21 protein-coding genes are annotated in these 23,583 nt (G+C 48.0%); 10 read left to right on the top strand and 11 right to left on the bottom strand.

What is annotated here, in order from left to right:
- The first annotated feature begins 71 nt into the window (after positions 1-71).
- On the top strand, positions 72-2,243 hold the full coding sequence (uvrD, locus tag DEU29_RS12240) for a DNA helicase II (RefSeq protein WP_133540637.1): 2,172 nt from the start codon (positions 72-74) through the stop codon (positions 2,241-2,243).
- A 76-nt stretch (positions 2,244-2,319) separates the two neighbouring features.
- Positions 2,320-2,742 (top strand): OsmC family protein, encoded by a 423-nt coding sequence (locus tag DEU29_RS12235; RefSeq protein WP_133540636.1) that lies wholly within the window; start codon positions 2,320-2,322, stop codon positions 2,740-2,742.
- Here the strand turns inward: DEU29_RS12235 and rarD are convergent.
- Both rarD and DEU29_RS12225 read right to left on the bottom strand, forming a co-directional pair.
- Entirely contained in the window at positions 2,739-3,659 is a 921-nt protein-coding gene (rarD, locus tag DEU29_RS12230; protein ID WP_133540635.1) for an EamA family transporter RarD, read from the bottom strand. The two genes, DEU29_RS12235 and rarD, sit on opposite strands and share 4 nt — an antisense overlap.
- A 31-nt stretch (positions 3,660-3,690) precedes the next feature.
- Positions 3,691-4,146, bottom strand: coding sequence for a thioesterase family protein (locus DEU29_RS12225; RefSeq protein WP_208107644.1), 456 nt, complete (start codon positions 4,144-4,146; stop codon positions 3,691-3,693).
- An 84-nt stretch (positions 4,147-4,230) separates the two neighbouring features.
- On the opposite strand from DEU29_RS12225, the gene recQ reads away from it, so the two are divergent.
- Genes recQ through DEU29_RS12210 form a run of 3 tightly spaced genes read left to right on the top strand, consistent with a single transcriptional unit; the run spans position 4,231 to position 9,201 of the window.
- The gene (recQ, locus tag DEU29_RS12220; RefSeq protein WP_133540633.1) at positions 4,231-6,099 is read left to right on the top strand and encodes a DNA helicase RecQ; all 1,869 of its coding nucleotides are present in this window, start codon (positions 4,231-4,233) and stop codon (positions 6,097-6,099) included.
- The gene (locus tag DEU29_RS12215; RefSeq protein ID WP_133540632.1) at positions 6,092-6,358 is read left to right on the top strand and encodes a DUF3630 family protein; all 267 of its coding nucleotides are present in this window, start codon (positions 6,092-6,094) and stop codon (positions 6,356-6,358) included. The genes recQ and DEU29_RS12215 overlap by 8 nt, the downstream gene beginning before the upstream one ends.
- A complete protein-coding gene (locus DEU29_RS12210; RefSeq protein ID WP_133540631.1) occupies positions 6,355-9,201 on the top strand; it encodes an EAL domain-containing protein in 2,847 nt (948 codons plus the stop codon). Before DEU29_RS12215 ends, DEU29_RS12210 begins: the two co-directional genes overlap by 4 nt.
- A gap of 77 nt (positions 9,202-9,278) precedes the next feature.
- Here the strand turns inward: DEU29_RS12210 and DEU29_RS12205 are convergent, their stop codons facing one another.
- Positions 9,279-9,746, bottom strand: a complete 468-nt coding sequence (locus DEU29_RS12205) for an Hsp20 family protein (protein WP_133540630.1) — start codon at positions 9,744-9,746, stop codon at positions 9,279-9,281.
- Between the two features lie 219 nt (positions 9,747-9,965).
- Here DEU29_RS12205 and DEU29_RS12200 point away from each other — a divergent pair, with 219 nt between their 5' ends.
- On the top strand, positions 9,966-10,991 hold the full coding sequence (locus tag DEU29_RS12200) for a hypothetical protein (RefSeq protein ID WP_133540629.1): 1,026 nt from the start codon (positions 9,966-9,968) through the stop codon (positions 10,989-10,991).
- An 18-nt stretch (positions 10,992-11,009) separates the two neighbouring features.
- Positions 11,010-11,822, top strand: coding sequence for a mechanosensitive ion channel family protein (locus DEU29_RS12195; RefSeq protein WP_133540628.1), 813 nt, complete (start codon positions 11,010-11,012; stop codon positions 11,820-11,822).
- On the opposite strand, the gene DEU29_RS12190 is transcribed toward DEU29_RS12195, so the two are convergent.
- Both DEU29_RS12190 and DEU29_RS12185 read right to left on the bottom strand, forming a co-directional pair.
- A complete protein-coding gene (locus DEU29_RS12190) occupies positions 11,819-13,657 on the bottom strand; it encodes an ABC transporter ATP-binding protein (RefSeq protein ID WP_133540648.1) in 1,839 nt (612 codons plus the stop codon). The two genes, DEU29_RS12195 and DEU29_RS12190, sit on opposite strands and share 4 nt — an antisense overlap.
- 39 nt (positions 13,658-13,696) lie before the next feature.
- On the bottom strand, positions 13,697-14,770 hold the full coding sequence (locus DEU29_RS12185) for a transporter substrate-binding domain-containing protein (RefSeq protein WP_133540627.1): 1,074 nt from the start codon (positions 14,768-14,770) through the stop codon (positions 13,697-13,699).
- 126 nt (positions 14,771-14,896) lie between these two features.
- On the opposite strand from DEU29_RS12185, the gene DEU29_RS12180 reads away from it, so the two are divergent.
- Positions 14,897-15,328, top strand: coding sequence for a DUF6746 family protein (locus tag DEU29_RS12180; protein ID WP_243734596.1), 432 nt, complete (start codon positions 14,897-14,899; stop codon positions 15,326-15,328).
- On the opposite strand, the gene DEU29_RS12175 is transcribed toward DEU29_RS12180, so the two are convergent.
- Together DEU29_RS12175 and DEU29_RS12170 are read right to left on the bottom strand one after the other, a co-directional pair.
- Positions 15,325-16,428 carry a threonine aldolase family protein gene (locus DEU29_RS12175; RefSeq protein WP_133540626.1) on the bottom strand — a complete coding sequence of 368 codons (1,104 nt, stop codon included), beginning with the start codon at positions 16,426-16,428 and terminating at the stop codon, positions 15,325-15,327. The two genes, DEU29_RS12180 and DEU29_RS12175, sit on opposite strands and share 4 nt — an antisense overlap.
- Before the next feature lie 23 nt (positions 16,429-16,451).
- A complete protein-coding gene (locus DEU29_RS12170; RefSeq protein WP_133540625.1) occupies positions 16,452-16,703 on the bottom strand; it encodes a hypothetical protein in 252 nt (83 codons plus the stop codon).
- A gap of 136 nt (positions 16,704-16,839) precedes the next feature.
- On the opposite strand from DEU29_RS12170, the gene DEU29_RS12165 reads away from it, so the two are divergent.
- Positions 16,840-18,699, top strand: a complete 1,860-nt coding sequence (locus tag DEU29_RS12165; RefSeq protein ID WP_133540624.1) for a DUF885 domain-containing protein — start codon at positions 16,840-16,842, stop codon at positions 18,697-18,699.
- Here DEU29_RS12165 and DEU29_RS12160 read toward each other — a convergent pair.
- Both DEU29_RS12160 and DEU29_RS12155 read right to left on the bottom strand, forming a co-directional pair.
- A complete protein-coding gene (locus DEU29_RS12160) occupies positions 18,685-19,326 on the bottom strand; it encodes a response regulator transcription factor (protein WP_133540623.1) in 642 nt (213 codons plus the stop codon). The two genes, DEU29_RS12165 and DEU29_RS12160, sit on opposite strands and share 15 nt — an antisense overlap.
- On the bottom strand, positions 19,319-20,482 hold the full coding sequence (locus DEU29_RS12155; protein WP_133540622.1) for a sensor histidine kinase: 1,164 nt from the start codon (positions 20,480-20,482) through the stop codon (positions 19,319-19,321). The genes DEU29_RS12160 and DEU29_RS12155 overlap by 8 nt, the downstream gene beginning before the upstream one ends.
- Positions 20,483-20,610: 128 nt before the next feature.
- Between DEU29_RS12155 and DEU29_RS12150 the strand changes: the two genes are divergently transcribed.
- Positions 20,611-21,354: a hypothetical protein gene (locus DEU29_RS12150; protein ID WP_133540621.1), complete on the top strand. Its 744-nt coding sequence runs from the start codon at positions 20,611-20,613 to the stop codon at positions 21,352-21,354.
- 6 nt (positions 21,355-21,360) lie between these two features.
- On the opposite strand, the gene DEU29_RS12145 is transcribed toward DEU29_RS12150, so the two are convergent.
- Together DEU29_RS12145 and DEU29_RS12140 are read right to left on the bottom strand one after the other, a co-directional pair.
- Positions 21,361-22,467, bottom strand: coding sequence for a sensor domain-containing diguanylate cyclase (locus tag DEU29_RS12145; protein WP_133540620.1), 1,107 nt, complete (start codon positions 22,465-22,467; stop codon positions 21,361-21,363).
- A gap of 76 nt (positions 22,468-22,543) precedes the next feature.
- Positions 22,544-23,197, bottom strand: coding sequence for a hypothetical protein (locus tag DEU29_RS12140; RefSeq protein ID WP_166635919.1), 654 nt, complete (start codon positions 23,195-23,197; stop codon positions 22,544-22,546).
- Between the last annotated feature and the right edge of the window lie 386 nt (positions 23,198-23,583).

Here is a 23,583-nt window from a genome sequence, read left to right as displayed (position 1 = left end):
GGTTGCACATACAGTATCTGACGATTACACTTGCAACGAATATAATCAGTAGTTACCCGCAAGGAGCCAACATGAGCGATAGCCACCCATTGATTGCAGGACTTAACGATAAGCAACGTCAGGCGGTCAGTGCCGAAGATGGCCATATGCTGGTGTTAGCTGGTGCCGGGAGTGGTAAAACTCGCGTATTAGTGCATCGAATAGCGTGGTTGATTCAACAGTGCCACTACTCGCCCTTTAGCATTCTTGCCGTGACATTTACTAATAAGGCCGCATCCGAAATGCGCGGCCGCGTGGAGCAGTTGCTGGGCAGCTCAGTACGGAACATGTGGATTGGTACCTTTCACGGTTTAGCCCACCGCCTGCTGCGGGCGCATTATATGGATGTTGGCTTACCGCAAAACTTCCAAATACTCGACAGTGATGATCAACAGCGCTTGATTAAGCGGTTGATCAAATCAATGAACTTAGATGATAAGCGTTGGCCTGCAAAGCAGGCGCAGTGGTATATCAATGGTAAAAAAGATGAAGGTTTGCGTGCTCATCATATAGAAACCTATGACCCTAATGAGCAAACCTTAAAATCAATTTACGAAGCCTATCAGGAAAGTTGTGATCGCGCGGGATTAGTTGATTTTGCTGAATTACTACTGCGTGCACATGAGTTACTTCGTAATAACACGTCAGTTCGGGAGCACTATCAACGCCGGTTTCGTCATATTCTGGTGGACGAGTTTCAGGATACCAACTCGATTCAGTACGCGTGGATCCGGTTGTTATCGGGGGCGCAGAATTACGTCACCATAGTTGGTGATGATGACCAGTCTATTTATGGTTGGCGCGGTGCACGAGTGGAAAACATTCAACAGTTCATGGATGACTACCCCGCGGTCACTACCATTCGTTTAGAGCAGAATTACCGCTCTACCGGGACTATTCTTCGTGCAGCGAATGCCGTTATTGCTAATAATGCCGAGCGGCTGGGTAAGGATTTATGGACTGATGGCAACGATGGTGAACCGGTCAGCTTGTACGCCGCATTCAACGAGATGGATGAGGCGCGTTATATTGTTGGTCGTATCGAAGAGTGGCGTGATCAAGGCAATGCATTACAGGATGTGGCACTGCTTTATCGCAGCAATGCGCAGTCGCGGGTGCTTGAGGAAGCGTTACTGCACGCGCGAATGCCCTACCGTATTTACGGTGGACTACGTTTCTTCGAGCGTCAGGAGATTAAAGATGCATTGGCCTACTTAAGAATATTAGCCAATCGTGATGACGATGCTGCGTTGGAGCGTGTTATAAATACCCCAACTCGAGGGATAGGCAATCGCACGCTCGATATGGTGCGGCAAACAGCGCGCGAAAATCAGCAGTCATTATGGCAAGCAGCTAATGCGATGGTATCGCAAAAGTCGTTGGCGGGAAGAGCACGAAATGCTGTTGCGGCGTTTATTGAATTTGTAGAAAACTTAGACAACGAAACAGAAGAATTTACCCTTGGGCGGCTTAGCGATGAGGTGATCCGTCGTTCAGGGCTGCTGGCCATGTATGAAGCTGAAAAAGGCGAAAAAGCAGAAACGCGCGTCGAGAACTTAAAGGAGTTGGTGAACGCCTGCCAAAACTTTAATCTGGATGAAAACGAAGAACAGATGAGTCCGCTCAATGCTTTTCTCGCCCATGCCGCATTAGAGGCAGGCGAAGAACAAGCGGATGAGTACCAGGATGCTGTGCAGTTGATGACGCTGCATAGTGCTAAAGGCCTTGAGTTCCCATTAGTATTTATGACCGGGGTAGAGGAAGGTGTATTCCCGTCGCAACAGTCTATGGATGAGCCCGGACGCTTAGAGGAAGAGCGCCGCTTGTGTTACGTGGGTATGACCCGGGCAATGCAAAAGCTAGTGCTTACTTACGCTGAGCAAAGAAGAATATACGGGCAAGAGTTTTTTCATAAGGTAAGTCGTTTTGTTGCTGAGATACCCGCCGATACATTACATGAAGTGCGCTTACAGACTCAGGTACAAAAACCTTCAAGCTATAGCCGATTTAATAATGCAGCGAGTCACGAAGCGTTCGAGCAAACCGGATATCAGCTGGGGCAGCGGGTTAGACACCCTAAATTTGGTGATGGAACGGTTCTTAATTATGAAGGTACGGGACCCCAAAGCCGAATCCAAATTAACTTTGACCAAGTTGGTAGTAAATGGCTGGTAGTTTCTTATGCCCGGCTGGAACCTTGTTAATTTAACTAAATACAAATTGAACAGAATTTGCCATTCCGCACTATAACTATAGACACACTGATCAATGGAGGTGTTTATGAAACGCAGTGCAAATGCAGTATGGAAAGGCAGCATAAAAGAAGGTTCAGGTGTTGTCTCGACTCAAAGTGGGATTTTAGATGATACGCAGTACTCGTTTAAGAGCCGCTTTGAAGATGGCCAGGGCACCAACCCCGAGGAGTTGATTGGTGCGGCACATGCAGGCTGTTATGCCATGGCGTTTTCGCTGATGCTGGGAGAGGCTGGATACGAGCCCAATAGCATTGACGCAAAAGCAGAGGTATCACTAGTCGAAGCGGATGGCGGCTTCAAAATCGACGCTATCGCACTCACGGTTAAAGCCGACATCGACGGAATAGACAGTGAAGAGTTCCAAAAAATTGCCAACCAGGCAAAAGACGGATGCCCGGTTAGCAAGGTTCTTAATGCCGATATTTCGTTGGATGCCAGCCTGAGTTAACTTAGCGGCTCCTGAACAATTGTTCTACGATTTCGCTGGCGCTGTATAACAGAATCGATCGTGTACAGTGCCAGTGCACTCCAAATGATAACAAAGGTTATCAGCTTGCTTTCCTCGAGCGGCTCTCCATAAGCTAATACTGCTAGCAAAAACATAAGGCTGGGAGCAATGTACTGGAAAAAGCCCAGGGTTGAGTAACGAATGCGTTGTGCGGCCGCAGTAAAGCATAATAATGGGATGGTTGTTACCAGGCCGGCTGCTACCAGTAGCGCATTAAGCTGCCAGGCGTTGGCAGTAAGATCAGAGGCCGATGAGTCTGCAAAAAACACCAGATAACTTAGCATTATTGGCGTCAGGATAGCGGTCTCCAGCCATAAGCCACTAATGGAGTCTACCGGTAGACGTTTTCGTATCGCACCATAAGTTGCAAAGCTCGATGCTAAAGCCAGGGCAACCCACGGGACAGCGCCAAAGGTAATCACTTGAATAGCAACCCCGGTTACTGCCAGTGCAATAGCGACTAGTTGTAGTCGGCGCATTTTCTCGCCAAAAAACGCCATACCAATAGCGACGTTTAACAGCGGATTAATATAATACCCCAAACTGGCATCTAACAGGTGGTCAGTATTTATCGCCCAAATAAATAAAAACCAGTTACCGCCCAATAAAAAGGTGGCGATAGTCAGGCGGATAATAAGCTTGGGGCTGCGCACAATGGGTAAAATCCGATCCATACGTCGCATCGCGATGATAAGAATAAGCACCAATACGAAAGCCCAGATAATTCGATGGGCTAAAATTTCGAAGGCAGGAACCTGCTTTACCAACTTAAAATATATCGGGGCAATCCCCCAGAAGGTGTAGGCGGCAAGTGCGAATAGCACTCCTTGCTTTGCCCGAACAGCATCATCGGTCATCAGTATCCCTTAAACACTTCGAATTTAAATATCACCCCACGAGGTAAGTCCCGGTGCCGAATGCAATGTGGGTGCCGTCTTGATTATGTAATTCCATACGAGCCACTGCGACTTTGTTACCTGAACGTATAATAGTGGCACTTGCGATAAATTCGTCGCCTCGTCCAGGGCGCAGGTAATCAACCCGAAGATCAATAGTACCACAGCGAGTCAGACGCTCCATCAACTGTGCTTCGGATGGGTTATCCAGCCGCGCGACCATGCCGGCGATGGCAACTAAGCCACCGGCTGTGTCCAGCGCGGTTGATGTTACGCCACCATGTAATATGCGTTGGGGCACATTGCCCATTAAATCTTCGCGCCATTTAAACCGAACCTCTCCCCGTTCAGGTGTAAATTCGGTTATTTCAAAGCCTAGCATGCGTTGAAATGGCACCCGGTCGTTCATAAAGTCGGAAACTTTTGTCAGTATTGATTGTGTATCCATTTTTATCATGGTGATCAGAGAATAGGACGCTTACAATAGAGCCATGAGGTTTCGCAAGTCAATACTCGCCGGTTTAAGGTGCTCATGGTAGCAGAAAATTACGACGTTGATGAAAAATCGCCGCACGATCAAGCGGTAGTTAAGCAACTTAAGCAACAATTACAAAAAGTGTTTGGTTATTCCAGCTTCCGCGAGGGTCAGCTGGACGTGATGATGTCCGCTTTGCATGGTCGTGATTCGCTGGTGCTGATGCCAACGGGAGCCGGTAAGTCACTGTGTTATCAGTTACCTGCGATAAGCAGCGACGGCCTAACCGTCGTTATTTCGCCGCTATTGTCGCTGATGCAGGATCAAGTCGAAGCCATGTTGGCTATGGGTATTCCGGCGGCGACGTTACACTCCGGGTTAAGCTCGGAAGCCAGTATGCAAACCCTGCAGCAGTTGCAGCAACAACAAATAAAAATTCTTTATGTGAGTCCGGAACGAGCGTTGCAACCGAGCTTTATTGAACGCTTGCAAGGCTATTCATTATCTTTTATTGCCATTGACGAAGCTCACTGCATAAGCCAATGGGGTCATGACTTCAGGCCGGAATATGGGCAGCTCGGCCAATTGAGGCAGTACCTGCCTAATGTACCTTTTATGGCGTTAACGGCAACAGCTGACGCCGCGACACAGCACGATATTTTAGAGCGACTGCAATTACATAACCCGCATTGCCATCGTAGTTCTTTCGACCGCCCTAATATTCGTTATGTGGTACAAGAAAAGTACAAACCGTTAAAGCAAGTAAAAGATTACGTAAAGAAGCAAAAAGGTGCTGCAGGTATCATTTATTGCGGCTCTCGCAAAAAAACTGAGGAAATTGCAGAAAGCCTGCAGCAGTCAGGGATAAAAGCAGCTCCTTATCATGCGCGACTTGAGCATCAACTGAAAGAATCTACGTTGCGTCAGTTTTTGCGCGATGACATTGATGTTGTAGTCGCGACCATCGCGTTTGGTATGGGCATCAATAAACCTAACATTCGGTACGTTGTGCATTTTGACATACCTCGCAGTATTGAGTCCTATTATCAGGAAACGGGACGCGCGGGGCGCGACGGTTTGCCTGCCGAAGCCGTCATGCTGTTTGACCCGAGGGATGCGCAATGGATTCAGCGTATGATAGACGAACAGGATAACGAACATCGGCGGTTGGTAGAAAAACAAAAATTTTCAGCAATGCAAGCCATGGCAGAGGCACAAACCTGCCGACGGTTGGTGTTACTTAATTATTTTAACGAATTCACCGATAAAGAATGTGGTAACTGTGACTTATGTCTTGATCCGCCGAAGCGCTTTGACGCGCTGGAAGACGCACAAAAAGCCCTGAGTTGTGTCTACCGCGTGGGGCAACAATTTGGCATCGGTCACATTGTCGAAGTGTTGAGGGGCTCTAAAAACCAGCGAGTGCTAGACTTGAAGCACGATCAACTTAGCACCTATGGGATCGGAAAGGACGAAACCCATGAATATTGGTTTTCGGTATTACGACAACTGATTCATCGTGGTTTTATTGTGCAGGACATTCGACGCTTTGCGGCATTACAGTTGACCGAAGCGGCACGAGCCGTGTTGAGAGGTGAAGTTACCATTGAATTGGCCAAGCCGCGGATTAATCTGACTGCAACACGCAACAGCATTACTGACCGTGGTGACTATAATAAGATATTGTTTAGGCGACTAAGAAAACTTCGCAAGGATATTGCCGACCGGGATTCAGTCCCTCCATTCGTGGTTTTCAGTGATGCCAGCTTAGTCGAGATGTGTATTGAGTACCCAACGTCCAGTGCCGATATGTTGACTATAACAGGTGTCGGACAAGTTAAACTGGAACGCTACGGCGCAGATTTTATTGCGGCAATACAGGCATTTTTAAACGGAGCAAGCGAGCGACAGTTATTCAATGGCTGACACTACAATTGTATTAAATCATCTGCCCAACGATGAAGCGGAGTTAGACGACTGGGCTAGCGAAATAGTTAACGCTATCGGTGCGAGCGTGCGCGAGACAGAAGTTGCCGCCGATCAATATTGCTGGCGCCTGTCCATCAATCATCAGCACTGGTTGCTAAATTACTCAGCAATTTGTGAGTCAGCCTGGCTACAGCCACTCGAAAGTAGTACGGCTGAAGTTGTCGAGAAACTGCGCTGTAAGGGTTATCTCGGATGATGGGGCGGGTTATTCTGCTGTTGATGCTGTCAGCGCTAAACGCCGTTATCAGTGGTGCATATGCGCAAAGCGACTCGGTATTAACCGTTTCGGCACAAACCGAACGGGTAAAACTTAATGAGCAGCTCACCTTTCGGGTAACACACGACAATTTTTCGATTAAGCGGTTAGGGCTCGACAACCGTGAACGGTGGCAAGACTTTAATGCACTGCGCTCGCATCAAAGCGGCGCGGATAAGCCAGTTGTATGGGGGGCATTACGGGTTTACAACCGGAGCCGGTCGGTACAGCGTTATATTATCGACTTTGGTGATGCGTATATCGAAAATGCGAGTGCTTACGTCCTGGATGGCCGGGGCCGTATTCTGGATTCGTCGTCTGTCAGCTTTGATGAGCCGCTGTTAAACCGAGCCTATATTCACGATCAAATTATGTTGCCGCTTGATCTGCCGGCTAGTCAGACAGCCTGGATTGTGATTGCAGCAAAGCAGTGGCCGCAACAACTTAATACCATCTCGCTGTGGGCGCCTCAGGCTTTGCAGTTGCATACTCAACAAAAGCAAACGGCATTGGGTGTTAACGCGGGCGTACTGTTATTGCTGGCGGTAGCTGCATTTAGCTTGGCCCGGGGTTCTCGACGCTTACTGCAAATCAGCTTGGGGGTTGCCACCACCGGGTTTATCTTGGTGATGTTGCTGCATAGTGGAATCTGGATAACCTATTTTTCGCCATACACTCCCGAGGTAGCTGCTTACCTTGTGCCTTACGCTAAGCAATGGTTGTTACTTTCCCTGGTTTGGCTGGTTCGTGAAGGCATAAAACGCGACTTAAAAACAACACGCTGGTTGCCACTCATTAACTTCCTGTTGGGGTTTGAGTTGTTGGTGTTGGTCGCACAACCCTGGTGGTCGGCTTTGCACAGTGACGCGTGGCTCTCGGTCCAGGCGTCGGTGTGGTTAGTCATTGCAACCTTCATCTGCGCCAGGGCTGTAAAATTAACGACTGATCGCATAACCCGTTGGTTCGTGTTGTTATTAATTCCCTTGTCGTTTATTGCCTGGCTATTAGTTTTACCTCGTGTTAATACGATTTGGCAGGGGCTATCCGGTATCGTGTTATACAGTATATTAACTGCCAACGTGCTGGCGCTAATATTGGCACAACTGGATAAAACGCTGGCTCGACTCGAACGCCGCATCAATAGCCTGAAGGCAATGAAGAACTTTTACCGAGATGGTTACTGGCGTTTTTTGGCGCGCAGCAATGAGGGCTGGTTTGAGCTAAACGAAAAACAACAATGGCGCCGCGTTAGCCGCCAGTTTTTGAAGATTATGGGAATCAACCACGCCGACGTTTTACGCAGGCACTGGTCAACTGTCGATACCTTATTTGGCGAGCAGGCAAAAACCTGGAATGACAAAAACCGAACTGAGAGCTGGGAACATTTAACTTCGGTAGAGCGACTGGATGGAAAAACCATTTGGCTACAGATTGAAATTTTTAACGATGGCCGCGGACGGATTCTAGAAGTAACCCAGCAAGTCGAAGCCGAGATGCATCTAAACTTTTTAGTAAAACATGATGCGTTAACCGGGCTGTTAAATGAACGCGAATTTCATCGGCTGTTACAGCGCCAGATAGAGCGACAAAAGCCACTTGCTTTGATTACGTTAAAAATTGGCGGGCTACAAGTGGTAAAGGACCAAAGCGATCCTGCAACGCGTGACCAGGCCCTGTTACAGCTAGTATTAAGCTTGCGTGAAAAACTGCCGTCCGGCACTCGGGTTGCTCGCGTTGATGAATATAAACTCGGTATCTTTTTAAACGATACCGAACAAGCGGGTTTTACCTTGGGCTACCAGTTGGTTCAGGTGTGCCGGGAGTTTCGATTTACCACCAGTCACCGTGTTTTCCAATTGAGTGCGCATGCAGGGGTGGCTGTTGCCACGCCAAGTACAATTAATGTCAGTAGTCTTTTACACCGTGTTGAGGATGCGTTAAAGCTTGCAGAGCAAAGCGGCGAATTCAGCGTGCACAGCGCGACAGACGATGATCAGCGCCGCTTGCAAGGTCAGGTGGAAAGGAACTGGGAGCAGCGACTGCGTCAGGCGTTGGTGAATGAAGAATGGTTGTTGTTCCAGCAGCCTATGGTTAGCGGCAATCGAGCCCATGACAAACATTGTTTCGAGATACTGTTGCGGTTGCCGGAATCGAACAATACTGACCCTGATGAAGCATTAGCGCCACAGCAATTTTTAACTGCGGCATTGAAAGCAGGCATAATGGGTAAAGCCGATCGCTGGTTATTGCGCCACGTAGTAGACACTTTTTCGGAAAATCCGTTTGCTGCAACACGGCTTTGGCGCTGCCACATTAATCTCTCTATTCAAAGCCTTGAAGATGATGAGTTAATTAATTTTATCGCACAAGAAATCGAGCAATCGAACTTACGGCCTGAGCAGTTGGCCTTTGAAATTGCCGAGCCAGTGGTGTCAGATAATTTTGAGCGAGCCTATCGATTATTTAAGCAACTCCGCGAGTTGGGCTGTATTACGGTAATCGATCAGTTCGGTACCGGGTTTAACTCGTTTAGGCTGTTACGGCAAATGCCGCTGACACAGATAAAGATTAATCGTTTTTGGGTGCAGAATATGTTGCTCGATGCGGTCGAGGCAGAGCTGGTTATGTCGTGTATCCGTTTAGCCAGAGCCGCGGGTGTAGAAGTCAGTGCTGTCGGCGTAGAAAATGACGATACACGTACCGCACTATTAAACGAAAAAGTTGACTATATTCAGGGCTATGTCTGTGGGCGCCCTGTTCGTTGGAATTTTAGTGGGGCGTAGCGCCTGGCAATAAAAAAGAGGCGGAAGCCCGCCTCTTAATCGCTTAGGTTAAATATCCAGGGAGGTCAATTTAACGTTTATTCAGCTGCCTTGGTTGTCCGGTTTTCCAAAAGCTCTTTAGGCGACGCGCCAATGCTGATGCGCTTTGGCTTCATTGCCTCTGGAATGCGCTTAATCAGACCAACGGTCAAAAGCCCATTTTTAAGAGCCGCACCGGTTATTTCAATGTGCTCGGCCAAGCTAAACTTACGTTCAAACGCGCGATTTGCGATACCACGGTGCAGGAATTCACGCTGCTCGCCTTCTTCAGGCTTTTTACCGGATACCCGTAACACACCATTTTCAACCTCAATCTCAAGATCCGATTCCTCAAAGCCTGCAACCGCTAGCGTAATTGCATATTGGTTTTCTGCAATAAGCTCAATGTTGTAGGGCGGGTAACCGGTTGCGCCAGTGTCAGAACGAAGTGCCGCATCAAGTAACGACGCCATACGGTCAAACCCAACGCTGCTGCGATAAAGAGGACTTAAATCTATAGTAGCCATAGTCATTCTCCTAAGAAGCAATAACTGATAAATTTTAAAAGTTGGCACAGCGTGTGCCGTTTGGGGCAGACTCTCTAAGAGACGCCAGCCTTACTTCTCTATCTGTGGCTGTTTGATTTACTTTTCAAGTGAGCGGTTAAAAATTTTACCGGTTACTATCGACTTGTTTACGAACAGGGTTACACTAAATGCAACAATGAAAAGCAGGGACTGCCAGACATGCCTGAATCATCTGAACAGCCAACGGCATGGCAATGGGTGCCGGAAAGTCAGTTTGAAGTTCCCCCAACGCCAACCACGATTGCTATTAAGCGCTGGTGGCTATCGCTGCAGGCTAAACTACAATCAGCAGATGATGAGGAGGCTGAAGCTCCGCAATCTTCCGATGCTGTTAACGTGAATATGCAAAAAGGTCTTGTGGCCTTAGATAAGCGTTTATCTGCCTGGTTAGACGATACCGATGACAGTAGCATTAAGTGGATTATTTGCCCTCCCCATGCCGGTGTAGACGTTATCGCCCGGGATTTTTGTCAGCAACATAGTTTACAAGTGCTTTCCCCTCCGCCACGTGATGAATTGACATTGGACGCACTAGACTTGACGCTTGGTGAAGAAAATTCGACAACAGGTTGGTATATACCTGAACTGGCGCACGGCTTTATTCGTCAATCTAAAGGACTGCGTTGGGTACGCCATTTTTTTGCCAAAGCCATGAGCGGAGAGTTGGGTAAGGGCGTTGTAATTTGTGATAGCTGGGCATGGAGCTTTTTACAAACGCTTTGGCCAACCGGCCATCTTGATACGCTGACATTACAGGCCTTCAGCGCACAGCAGTTGACGCAGTTAGGGTTCGAAAAAGAACAGGAACACCTTCAGCACTTGGCATCGTTATCGCGTGGCAATCTGGGTATCGTCAGTGCCTATGCAGAACGCCGGTTTCGACGTCAGGCAAGCCACCCCGGCGCACAGCAGTCTCGGTTCGAAATGCCGTCTATGCCAGCAGAGGCTACTGATTACACGGCATTTGTATTGCACATGCTGTTAATTCATCAAGGCTTAAGCTTGCGTCAGTTGCGCCAGGTTCTGCCGATTATTTCGCCGTCGCAATTAGATGTCGAGCTTTATAGTTTAAGGTCTAGCGGGCTTGTTGCGTTAACCGACGAGGTTTGGCGCGTTACCGCCATTGGCTACCCAACCGTTCGACAGGCATTAAAGTCGCGCGGTTTATGGCTTGATCGCTTTTAGCAAACGTGTGAGAACGCAATGGATACAGAATCAGTAAAAAATGTCGCAGGTTTGTTTAAGGAAATTACCGCAACGACCTTAATCGAAATTGCTGTTATTGCCGTGCTGGCGTGGTTAGCTGTTTGGTTATCACAACGGGTTATACCCTGGCTTGCTAACCATTTACACGGCAAGCGACGTCTCTACACGCTGGCTTTGGTACCCATGCTGCGTATCGCTATTCTGGTCATCGCACTATTGCTCATTGTTCCACTAATCATCGAACCGACGTTGCAGAACATGGTGGCGGTGATGGGAGCCGCGGGTTTAGCGATAGGCTTTGCCCTTAAGGATTATGTTAGCAGCCTAATTGCCGGCATTGTCGCAATACACGAGATGCCCTATCGCCCGGGTGACTGGGTAGAAGTTGACGGGGTGTACGGTGAGGTCAAACATATTGGGATGCGAACCGTGGAGCTGGTAACCAATGATGATACGGTTATTTGGGTACCGCACCTAAAGCTTTGGGATAATTTAATTCATAACGCCAATAATGGCGGCCCCAGTTTAATGTGCGTGGCCGAGTTTTATATTCGCCCGCAGCATGATGCTTTTATTATTCGTGACGCGCTGGAAGACATTGCGCTAACCAGTCCTTTTTTACAATTGGCTAAGCCCGTAACAGTGACATTGAATGAAGAGCCATGGGGTACACGTTATCGATTAAAAGCGTACCCCATCGACCCTCGTCAGCAGTTTCAGTTTGTCACCGATCTGACGGCGCGCGGGAAACAGCGTTTATTGGAGCTTGGCGTGACGTTTTCTGAAGTGGAAACCACGCAAGCTCATTAATCAATGACTTCTTCAGCTAGGAAGCCACCTGACTGATGGCGCCAGAGCTTAGCGTATAAGCCATTCTGAGCGAGTAACTGGTCATGGCTACCCTGCTCGATTATCTGTCCTTTGTCCATCACCACCAGACGATCCATCGCGGCAATGGTTGATAGCCGATGTGCGATCGCAATAACCGTTTTACCCTGCATCAGATGATATAAATTGTCCTGAATGGCGTTTTCTACCTCAGAGTCCAGTGCTGAGGTGGCTTCGTCCAGAATCAGGATAGGCGCATCCTTAAGCATGACCCGCGCAATGGCAATGCGTTGACGCTGGCCACCGGATAATTTTACACCTCTTTCACCAACATGAGCGTCCAGTCCTGTGCGTCCCTTGCTATCCGAAAGCTCGGCAATAAACTCTTCGCAGTGCGCCCTCTTGATGGCTTGCTGTAACTCTGCTTCAGTTGCATCGGGTCGGCCATAAAGGATGTTATCTCTGACCGAGCGGTGCAATAACGAGGTATCTTGCGTGACCATACCAATTTGGGCGCGCAAGCTATCCTGTTGTACGTCGCTGATGACTTGGTCATCAATTCGGATGGCGCCCGTTTCAACGTCATAAAAGCGCAGTATAAGGTTAACTAAAGTTGATTTTCCGGCACCCGAACGGCCCACAATACCAACCTTTTCTCCCGGTTGTAGCTGTAAGTTAAAGTCGTCCATCACGCCGCTGCCTTTACCGTAGTGGAAGCCAACGTGATCAAATTGAATTTCGCCGCTGTCGACCTCAAGCGGTTTAGCGTTAGGCTTATCAGTAATTCGTTGAGGCACCGACAATGAACCGATGCCATCTTGTACGGTACCGATGCTCTCGAACAGCGTCGACATTTGCCACATGACCATCTGCGACATACCGAATAAGCGCAGCACCAAACCAATAACGACAGCAACGGCACCCAGACTGACTAGATCGCCGCGCCAAAGCCATATAGCAGTGGCAGCCGAACTAAACAGTAAAGCGCAGTTGATAAAGTATAAAAAACCATAAAGCTTAGTAACCAGGCGCATTTGCTCATGCACAGTCCGCAAAAACTTGTCCATGCCCTCTTTCGCAAAGGAAGCCTCGCGTTGCGAGTGCGAGAAGAGCTTAACTGTTTGAATGTTGGTATAGGAATCGACGATCCGTCCGGTCATTACAGACCGTGCATCGGCTTGTCGTGCCGAAACCTTGCCTAGCCGGGGAACAAAATAGCGTAGTAATACTGCGTATAACACCAGCCATGATGCGAGCGGTAGCATCATGCGCCAGTCAGCACTGCCAATAATGACAAACATCCCTAAAAAGTAGACCACCACGTAGTTCACTATTTCGATAAACGTCATAATGCATTGCCGAACGGCAAGCGAGGTCTGCATAAGCTTAGTAGCAACGCGTCCGGCAAACTCGTCCTGGTAATAGGCCATCGACTGCTTCATTAGATAACGGTGGCCGAGCCAGCGAATACGCATGGGAAAGTTGCCCAGCAAGGTTTGATGGGTTAACAGCGAGTGAAACCAAACCAGTAGCGGCAGTCCGACTAATACCAGAATACCCATGCCCACTAACGGCCAGAATTGATCCTCAAAGAAGGTCTCCCGGTTTTGTTGGGCCAACCAGTCTACGATTTGCCCTAAAAAACCAAACAGCCAGACTTCTGCAATGGCAATACAGGCCATCAGCACAGCTGTCATGGCAATATACGGTGTTGCGCCACGGGTAAAATGCCAACAAAAAGCAAAAAAGCTCCGCGGCGGCTGTGTTGGTTCCTCCGCCGGGAATGGATTCAAACGTCGTTCAAACCAGGAAAACATCATTTATTTCCTTTACTTGCTGTTAACTTGATGGCTTATCTAATTACCTAAATATTGTGCGACCGAGTCACGCCAATTTTGGGTCTGTATGGCTTGCAGTAATTCGCGGTTCACCGGTTCGCGTAGTTTACTGCCTTGCGGCATGACAAAGCCATAATCTTGTGGCAATACCCGTTCTGGCAAAAGGCGTAGATTATTCAGCGACTGGGTTCGCATGGAGTAACGTAAAATAGGCTCGTCATAAATCACTGCGTCGAGCTCGCCGTTATTAAGTTTTGCCAATGCGTTATCTAAATTAGTAAAGCCTTGGTAGCCAATATTTTGTTGCTCCAACCAGCTTGCGGTAGCTGAATTAGCCAATGTAGCGACGCGTGAACTTGGCAGGTCGGCAACACTCGATACTTTAGACTGAAATTGCGACACCGTTAACGACGATGCAATAGATGCAGTAAAGCTTGAAATGATAATCACGCAGGTAAACATCCATATAAGGCTGACAACACGCCCGCCAAGACTACGCGGCGATTTATCACCGTAACCGACGGTGGTCATCGTCACTGCAGCCCACCAAAAACCAGAACCCAGACCCTGCAATGGTTTATCAGAGAACTCATCCGGGTTTTTACGTCGCTCAAACAGCCAGACCAGTGCGCCTGCAATAAAAAGCACGCCGCCTAACACAACAACAACTTTTAAAAACTCTATCGATACAAATCGTTTGGTAACCGCCCACCAGGTTGCTGTGTTATTGGCAGGTACTGCAATGGCCAAGCCACCATTATGGAACGGCTGGGAAAAGTCCAGGCGCGACTCGCGCTCCGCAGTGATAGTAAGAGCGCCAATGCCAATGTCATAGTTACCCTGTTCAATTTCACGTAACAATGCATCCAGCGGCATGGGGTGCAACTCGTATGGCCGATTCATATCGGCTGCTATGTCTTGCCATAATTTTATAGCGAGCCCCTGATATTCGCCTTGCTTATCGATAACGAAGGGTGCGTTAACGCGTACCGCAACTTTTAATGGTTGATCGTTAACTTGTTGCGCAAGCGCGCTGTTGATAAAAACTGAGGCTAGCAAGCAGTTAATGAGAAAAACCAAGCGATAGTGCATTGCGTACTCCCTGTTACAGCGGTAATTTGATTGTTATCAAAACTATAGTATCAGCTTTAACGAAAAAGCGTTGACTTGAAGTGGTGCTGAATAGAGAATGAGAATAGTTATTATTAAGGAGTCTTTATGAAAAAGTTCTGGATTAGTGTTTTAACGGCAGCGCTATTGTCGGCCACGCCGTTGGTTTCAACTTCAGCTTTGGCTGATGACGACGAGCGTCAATATCAGCACTTTAAACCTGAGCCGGCAGAAAATCTTCAGCAGGCGATCATGAACCTGAGCAAATATAACGCCATGTTAGAAGAAATCGTAAACGGTGACTTGAGTGCCGAGGATATGGCCAAAGTACATGAACTGACGTACACCCTCGAAGTTGCGCTGGCGCGATTAAGTAAAGAGCTGGACGTGGCTACTAACTCGCTGGAGGAAGTGCATCTAGGCTCAGAGCAAATGAATCAGCAGCGGGTTAAAGGGTTCGGTAAAGATTACCTAAAAACCCTTAACCACCTGTTAGGTGAGCATATGGAGCATCACAGCAGCCATCATTCAAAAGATTAATCATTTAGGCTGTTGATGAATGCTTTAAAGTGTCGCAACCAAAAATCCTGTGGTTGCGACATTGCATTGCGGCCTACCGGTATTTCGCAAATGCTGTGATTATCATCGCCAGAGCGCGGTAACGGTAATATGATGACCCCTTGCTCCCTCACATAGTCGGCAATTTTACGCGCCAATTGGTTGGGTGACAGTGGAAACCTTAAGTGAAACATGGCGGCCTTAGGAGGTTGCGGTGTAACCTGAACATCCTGAAATGGTGCGATCATTTTTCCCAACTCATGAGCATAACTCACCGCCTCGGGCATTATAGGTAAGTTTTCTTTTAGGCCTAAACGTGCGGCGAGCACTTCAGGGTAAAGCGATATCGGGTTGCCGCCAGCGCGGCGCGCCCAAATTCTAGCCTCATCAATTAACGGTTTGTTTGCCAATAACATCGCGCCGCTAATACCGCCTAAATCCTTGTAAAAGCTGACATAAACCGAATCAAACAAGGCACAAATCTCGGCAAGGCTGCGGTTGTAGTAGGCACCCACTTGCCATAATCGGGCGCCGTCGAGGTGGCAAGCAATGCCCTGCGATTTTGCCCAGGCAATCTGTTCATCAAGTACTTCCCAGTCAGTAAGTTCACCGCCAATCTCACGCATCGGCAGCTCAAAAACGAGAGCAGCTGTATCGCTGTCGCATTGTGCCTTTAATTCGGCTAGCGAAAATGGCACCGATGGCGCACCAACTTGTTGTACTTTTAAGCCCCACAACTTCTCAATCCCGCGGTGTTCGTGCAGTAATAAATGCGAGCTTGGGTGCATAGCGATGCTAAATTTGTTGCGCTTTAAGCTATGCAATTTCAGAGCGACAGGTTGGGCTAACGTTCCGGTGGGTAAAAAGAGCCCATTTTGTTTTCCCAGCAACTGCGCGACATCTTGCTCGAAAGCTTCGATTACACCACTCCGGCCGTAAGTATCGGGCTTGTCTCCTGCATCGATACTGGCTGCTAGCTGTTTAAGCTGCTCAGCCATGGAGTGCTGCGGGTGCCGCAGCAATGAGTAATTCGCTTGTTCACAGGCATGCAAATACTGGTCGCGAAGCTGGGCATCAATCATGAGTGGTTTCACCATTTATTAAGCTATTTCATATGTACTTTGCCGCCGATCATTTTGTAAGCTGGAGCACCACGAATCATGGTTTCGCGGGCAAACTCCTGACCACAGCCCGGACAGTGGCAGGGTCGATTTGTATGATCTTCGACAATACGTTCTATAAAGCATTTGACCAACGCACCTTTACCACCCTTACGATATTTGAAAATAGGCGTTTTACACTGCAAACAGGATATCTGTACGGTGCGTTTGGGACCTTTTTTGTTCGGCTTTGCCATAACGAGAAAAGTCCTTAAACAATAAATTGATTAAAATTTGTTCTTTGCTATTCCAATCAGTGTACCAAGCGCGCTATAGTTTTTCTTCCCCTGCAGGAAAACTGCATGACAAGAATAAAAATTAAAAGGCCGAAACATGAAACACTCAATTGTCGCACTTGCATTAGCGGGTATTCTGGCTGGTTGTGGTCAGCCGGCAGACACCCAGTCACAAAACCAACAAGCAGCTGCTGAGCAACCGGTAACACAAGCCGAGCAGTCAGAGACGCAGCGTCTTAATGCGTGGTTTGAAGAAAAGTACCAGCAACAACTACAACAAAGCCCCATGCAAATGACCTTTTTGGGTCGTAAAGACCGCTATGGCGAAATTGACGACATGAGTATCGAAGCCGAGCAAGAGCAGCTTGCCTGGCTAAAAGGCACGGTCGATGAGTTAAAATCCAGCTTCGATTATGACAAGCTCAGTAACGAGGCAAAAACGTCGTACGATGTTTGGGTCTATCAGTACGAGCAAGCTAAGCGTAATGCTGAGTTCCGTCAGTACGATTATGTATTTGATCAAATGCGTGGCGCGCATACCTTCATGCCGCAGTTTTTACTTAACTTCCACCGCGTCGATACAAAAGCCGACATGGACGCCTACATTAGTCGTTTGGGTGAGGGCGCACGAGCGCTGGAACAGTTATTGGTAAGGGCAGAAAAGCAGGTTGAACAGGGGATCCGTGCCCCGCGCTTTGCCTACGAGTTAATTATTGAAGAATCGGAAAAGGTTATCACGGGTGCGCCGTTCATGGAGGGTGAGGACTCTGCGTTTATGGCGGATGCCAATAAAAAAATTGATGGCCTGTTGGCGCAAGAGTTAATTGATCAGCAAACAGCAGAGGCACTTCGGACGGAAGCCGCTGACGTCCTGTATAAACGCGTGATGCCGGTGTATGAGCAAATAATCGGCTTTTTTGAAAGTGATATCGAGAATACTCCGGAAGTAGCGACCGGTATGCATCGGTTTGATGGCGGTATCGAGTTCTACAATGCGATGTTGAAGAACTACACTACCACCGATATGACTGCCGACGAAATCCACCAACTGGGCCTGACTGAAGTAGAGCGTCTTAACAATGAGATGCTGAAAATCAAGGATCAAGTTGGGTTTGATGGTGATTTGCAGGAGTTCTTTACTTTTATTCGTACCGATGAACAGTTTTTCTACCCAGATACCGACGAAGGCGCACAGATGTATATCGAGGACTCTAAAAAGTACCTCGCTTTTATTAACGAGCGCCTGCCAGACTATTTCGGCATCCTGCCAAAAGCCGATTTGGTCGTAAAACGGGTTGAATCATTCCGCGAACAAGATGGTGCCGCGCAGCATTATTATCCGGGCACGCCGGATGGTTCGCGCCCGGGTATTTACTATGCACATCTGTCAGACATGACCGCGATGCCAAAAAATGAAATGGAAGCTATCGCCTATCATGAAGGGAACCCAGGTCACCACATGCAAATTTCTATTGCACAAGAGCTTGATTCGGTTCCTGAGTTTCGTACCCAAGCCGGATTCACCGTTTACAGCGAAGGCTGGGGGCTTTATTCCGAGCAATTGGCTAAGGAAATGGGCGCTTACCAGAACCCCTATTCTGATTTTGGTCGTCTGATCACTGAAATTTGGCGTGCTGTTAGGCTAGTTGTTGATACCGGTATGCATGCGAAAGGCTGGACCGAAGAGGATGCGGTAAAATATTTTGAAGAATATACGCCGATTGCCGAAGGCGCAGTGCGATCAGAGGTACGTCGTTACCTGGTCATGCCGGGGCAAGCGACAGCCTACAAAATTGGTATGATAAAGATTCTGGAGTTACGGGAAAAAGCCAAACAGGCATTGGGCGATAAGTTCGATATTCGAGGGTTCCACGACACCGTATTAGGCGGTGGCGCTTTACCATTGCATATATTGGAGCGCCGGGTCGACCAGTGGATTGCCTCACAGCAGGCCTAATTCGATTGCTTTGAGCACGGCGCGGGTGCGATCGCGCACCTCGAGCTTTGCCATTAGCGACGACACCTGATTTTTGACCGTGCCCGTGGATTTAAAAAGGGACTCAGCAATCTCCTGATTACTGAGTCCCGCGGCTACCAGCCTAAGAACAGCCAACTCTTTATCAGTCAATGGCTCGACTAAGTCTGTTGTTGGTGTTTGTGGCCGGACAGATTGCAGTCCTTTAATGATACGTTCAGTGACGACCGGTTGGATCCATGATTCGCCGCGATAAAGGGCTTCGATAGCATCGACCAGTGTCTCGAGTGAAACGTCTTTGAGCAAATAGCCTTTGGCACCCGCTTGAATTGCCGCTATCACTGAAGCATGATCATCAAATGTCGTCAGCATTAGCACCGCAACTGAAGGGAATTCTTTACTGAGTTGCGAGACCGCCTCAATACCATCCATCTCCGGCATGCGAATATCCATTAACACTACGTCAGGCCGATACTGACTAACGGCCGCAATCGCCGAATTGCCATTTTCAGCTTCTGCAATCACAGCGACACGTTCACTCATCTCGAGCAAGCTTTTAAGTCCCTGCCTGACTAGCGTTTGGTCATCAACCAACAGGATATTAATCATTTGAGGACTCAGCCCTGAACTCAGCGTTTATGCCAAATGCTGGTGGCGCTAAAAACTGTAGTGTTCCACCCGCCAAACTAACGCGTTCGGTTAATCCTTTGATACCGTTACGCTCGGTAATGTCATGGTTAATTTTGCCGTTATCGGTAATCACGACGTTAATAAAATGCCCGTCCGTGGTTACCGTCGCTTGATACTGATCGCCCGTAGAGTGTCGCATAAAATTAGTAAGCGACTCCTGGATTAACGCCAGTATCGCTTCGGCGACATAAATATTGTTGATGTTAAGGGGAGTAGGATAATCCAGCTTAACGGTTTTGGATGGTATCTTAACGTCCAAGGCCGCAATTGCCGGCGCAATATCCATGACGTCAGATTCGCGTATTTCAGACACAGCCTCCCGAACATCGGCTAACAGCAACTGCGCAATGCTGCGACTTTTTTCGATCAAAGATTGTACTTCGCCAGCCGACTTACGTTCCGCAACCTGCAGGTTGATGGTGAGTGCCGTTAAGTGATGGCCGAGAAGATCATGGATATTGCGTGCAATTCTTGTTCGCTCGGTTTGTTTGCCAGCTTCGGTTAATAAAGCTTGTGTAGCCCTTAGTTCGCGATTAATTCGTTGTTCATTTTCGCGTGCCCTAGCTTCGCGCAGCTGTGTGCCCATCATGGTCATCGAAAAGATGATGAAGGTCCAGAATAGGACAGCAGAAAGCCAGGCGAAATTATCCTGCCAATAAAACTGATAAACCAAAAAGTGCGGTAGCGCAATGATAGGTGACGCGGCTATCGCTTTGTTTAGCGGCATAAAATAGGGTAACTGAGCGGCCCATAACACCATCAGTATGGCGACGAAGTTGTAGGGAACTAAGAAGTACAAACCGACGATCGTAATAAACTGTATGGCTACCAGTATGACGCGTAGCTTCGGTTCATTTGGTAACGGTGCCTCACGTGTTGCCCAATGAAAGCACAGGTAAAATATGACGAAGCACGCAGCAGTGATCACCCAATACTCACTAAAAAACGGTGAGGCCGGTCGTTCAGCCAGGAAGTAGAGGCAGGCCACGCTTAGCAACGCCCACGTCAGCAGAGCAACCCAACGATCCACTCCGTAGTTGTTTTCTGCAAGTTTTTTTAATAAAGGTATTTTCATTAGCCTAGTATGCCACCGTCGTCGGTGTCGGCAATAGGCCAAAAGTCACGCGTGTCAAAGTGACTTTTGGCACCTGTTATCCCACTTTCTTGTCGCTAGCATTAAGTGACTTGCTAAGGAGAATACTGATGCTGACACTTCATTCCATTTTACTTTATTTACATATCAGCGCAGGCGTCGTTGCCATGTTGCTATTCTGGATCCCCATTACTACGCGAAAAGGCGGATTGAATCACCGGCGTTTTGGTAAAGCCTATGTCGCTACCATGTATACCGTCTCGATCTCGGCAATTGTGATGTGTGTCATGGTGCTATCAGCTCCGGAGTTATTCAAAGCAGCTTGGTATGAGAGAAGTACCGACCCGGTCCAGCTTACTCGCAATATTAACGGGTTCTGGACACTCTTATTGGTGCTATCCCTGCTCACCTATAATGCGGTTAATCAGGCCATGCTAGCCTTGAAGACAAAACGTGATCGCGGCATAGCCCGTCAGTTGCATCACGTCATTGCGCCGGTGGCGCTTCTGGGTAGCTCCTTGGTGTTATTTGCTTTTACTCTTAATGGCATCGGTAATAGCGTATTGGGTTACGTGTTTTCAGTATTCGGTGTCATCAGCGCTGTGCAAGTTATGCATTATGCCTTTGCTAAACAGGTAGCAACCAACCGCTGGTTACTAGAACACCTAAGTTCGATGTGCGGTTCAGGCATTGCTGTTTATACGGCGTTCTTCGCATTTGGTGCACGCCATGTTCTGGCTGAGCTGGGGCAGTGGCAATTAGTATTTTGGATAGCACCGGGTATTTTAGGTGGCATCGCTATCCACTTTTGGACACGAAAATACGCAAAACAGGCGTCTAAAGTTACAGTCTAGGCAGGCCTAATAAAAGCGGATGCAGTTACGGCCGTCATCTTTAGCCTGGTAAAGACCCATATCGGCATTGTTCAAAAGCTGTTGTATGGTGCCGGCTACCTCGGCGTCGGCTTTGGGAACCTCGAAGTAGCCGCCGATACTGACCGTCAGATAGGGGTCAGTATCTGAACGCTCATGAGTGATATCGAGGTTTTCTACCGCATCGAGAATTTCGTTGGCTTTGCGCAGGGCTTGCCAGGCTGAGTCTGTGGACATGATTACGGCAAATTCTTCACCGCCGTAGCGTGCTACAAAGTCTGTGCTGCGCTGCATAATAGTCGCTAGCGCATCGGCAACTTGTTTTAGGGCCTCATCACCCTTTAAGTGGCCGTAGGCATCGTTAAATGATTTGAAATGATCAATATCGATAAGTAAAACGGCAATACCGGTGCGTTGCCGTTTTGCCCTTTTTACTTCTTTCTCTAACGCTTCATCCAGGGCGCGTCTATTGGCGATGCCGGTAAGTCCGTCAATCGTTGCGAGTGCCTGTAGTTTGCTGTTGGCTTCTTCAAGTTGGCGCTGCGTTTCTATGAGCTTTTGATAGGTTTGCTCGCGCTCGAGCGTATTGGCAATCATATTAGCGACCAGGCTTAAGTGACGGATGTCCTCTTCTGACCATTGGTAAGTGTCGTGCACCATGTCGCAACCAACAAAACCGAGCAGTTTGTTATTTGCGACAAGGCCTATACAAATAACCGACTTAATCGACTCTCGCTGAAATTCAGCTTTTTCATTTTCAGCATTAGCCGGCAACTGACCGACGTCGTTAGTAATAAACTGATGCGACCTTCGCATCTGCTCAAAAAAATAGGGAAGGTCACCTGAGGTTACCCCCTGGAGATCATCAATGTGAGCAGACTGCCCATCCCGAACCCACTCGTGAGTGTTACTCATGCTGCTGATGTCTTCAGAAAACTCAAACACGTAGCAACGGTCTGCATCGACATAAGCACCAAATGCAGCAATAGCTTCGGCAATACATGTCTGCGTCTCAGCATGCTCACTGTTGATTAAGCGAGTCGAAAGCTGAGATAGAAGCTGATCAAATGATGTATTAGGTTGCCGTGGTGTCACATGGGTACTTTATAGTTATCATTATTGGTTATTATTTAAGCACATATGATTATTGTCGTAAATAAAATCAGAATTTTTATAACTTCAGCTCAAAATAATCAGTTAGTTTAGTCAGCTGAGCATCGTTACCAATGGCTTCTTGTTTGTTGAGTTGCCAAAGCGAGCCCTCGCGACTATCGGGCCAGTTTATTAAGGCTGGGTTATCGCCAACGCGTCGCAGCGATGTGTTATTCAGACGAGCCATTACATACCACCACAGATCGTCCGCATAGGGCGCCAATTGCTGTGCGAGATCGATGTCAGTCACTGTAGGTTCTAAGCTACCCGGGGGGAAAATCACGCCACCACCACTAGTAAAAAACAGGTCATTAGAGGGGCCACGATGTTCCGTTTTCGGTTCCCATTTTCGATACGGCTTAGGCGTACCGTTGGCATATCGAGTGACACGATGAGCGCGCCAAAAAAGAATTTCCTGTTGTTTTGGCTGTAGTTCGTTTACCAGGGTTTCAAGCCAGTTTGGACGGTAGTAAATATCGTCGTCGGCGGTGACGTGATATGCATCAGGATAGTTACTTAACGCAGGTATTAACTTTTTATAAGAGCGCGTGTCGTGCGCCAATGAATGAAGCTTGAGGCCATGCTGTGTAAGCTCTTTAACGCTTTCCGGTAGTTGAGCGATATCGTCTTTATAGAGCCACAAATTAACCTGGTCGGCGCGCATGTTTTGCATTAACAATGACTTAAGTGTTAGGTGCAGATGTTTGTAGCGCTTCGGAAAAGAGGTCAAGTTTATCATTAGCGGTTGTGACAACCGATGTGGGTTTGTTACGTATTCGCTTGACCAAGTTTGCTCTACGATCGAGGGCGCTCGCTTTTTTAAAGCCTTACCTTGCAGGGATTTTAATTTTCGTAACCATCGATAGCGTAAATATTGCGAAAAAGACACCTTTAGACCCTATGTTGGTTAAAGTTTCAGCGTTCATTTAACTGGCATAATACGTTATCCTAGCAACCTATCATACCGTTATTCCGCACCAATATTCGGATTTAGAACTGTCCAATAAATGAGCGATTGATCGCCAATTTACCGATTACCTCTTGACGCCGATCCCCGAT

It is taken from the genome of Idiomarina aquatica, assembly GCF_004362895.1.
Classification (GTDB): domain Bacteria; phylum Pseudomonadota; class Gammaproteobacteria; order Enterobacterales; family Alteromonadaceae; genus Idiomarina.
Note: the sequence above shows the minus strand (reverse complement) of the source record. Positions and strands in the feature narration are given on the sequence as shown.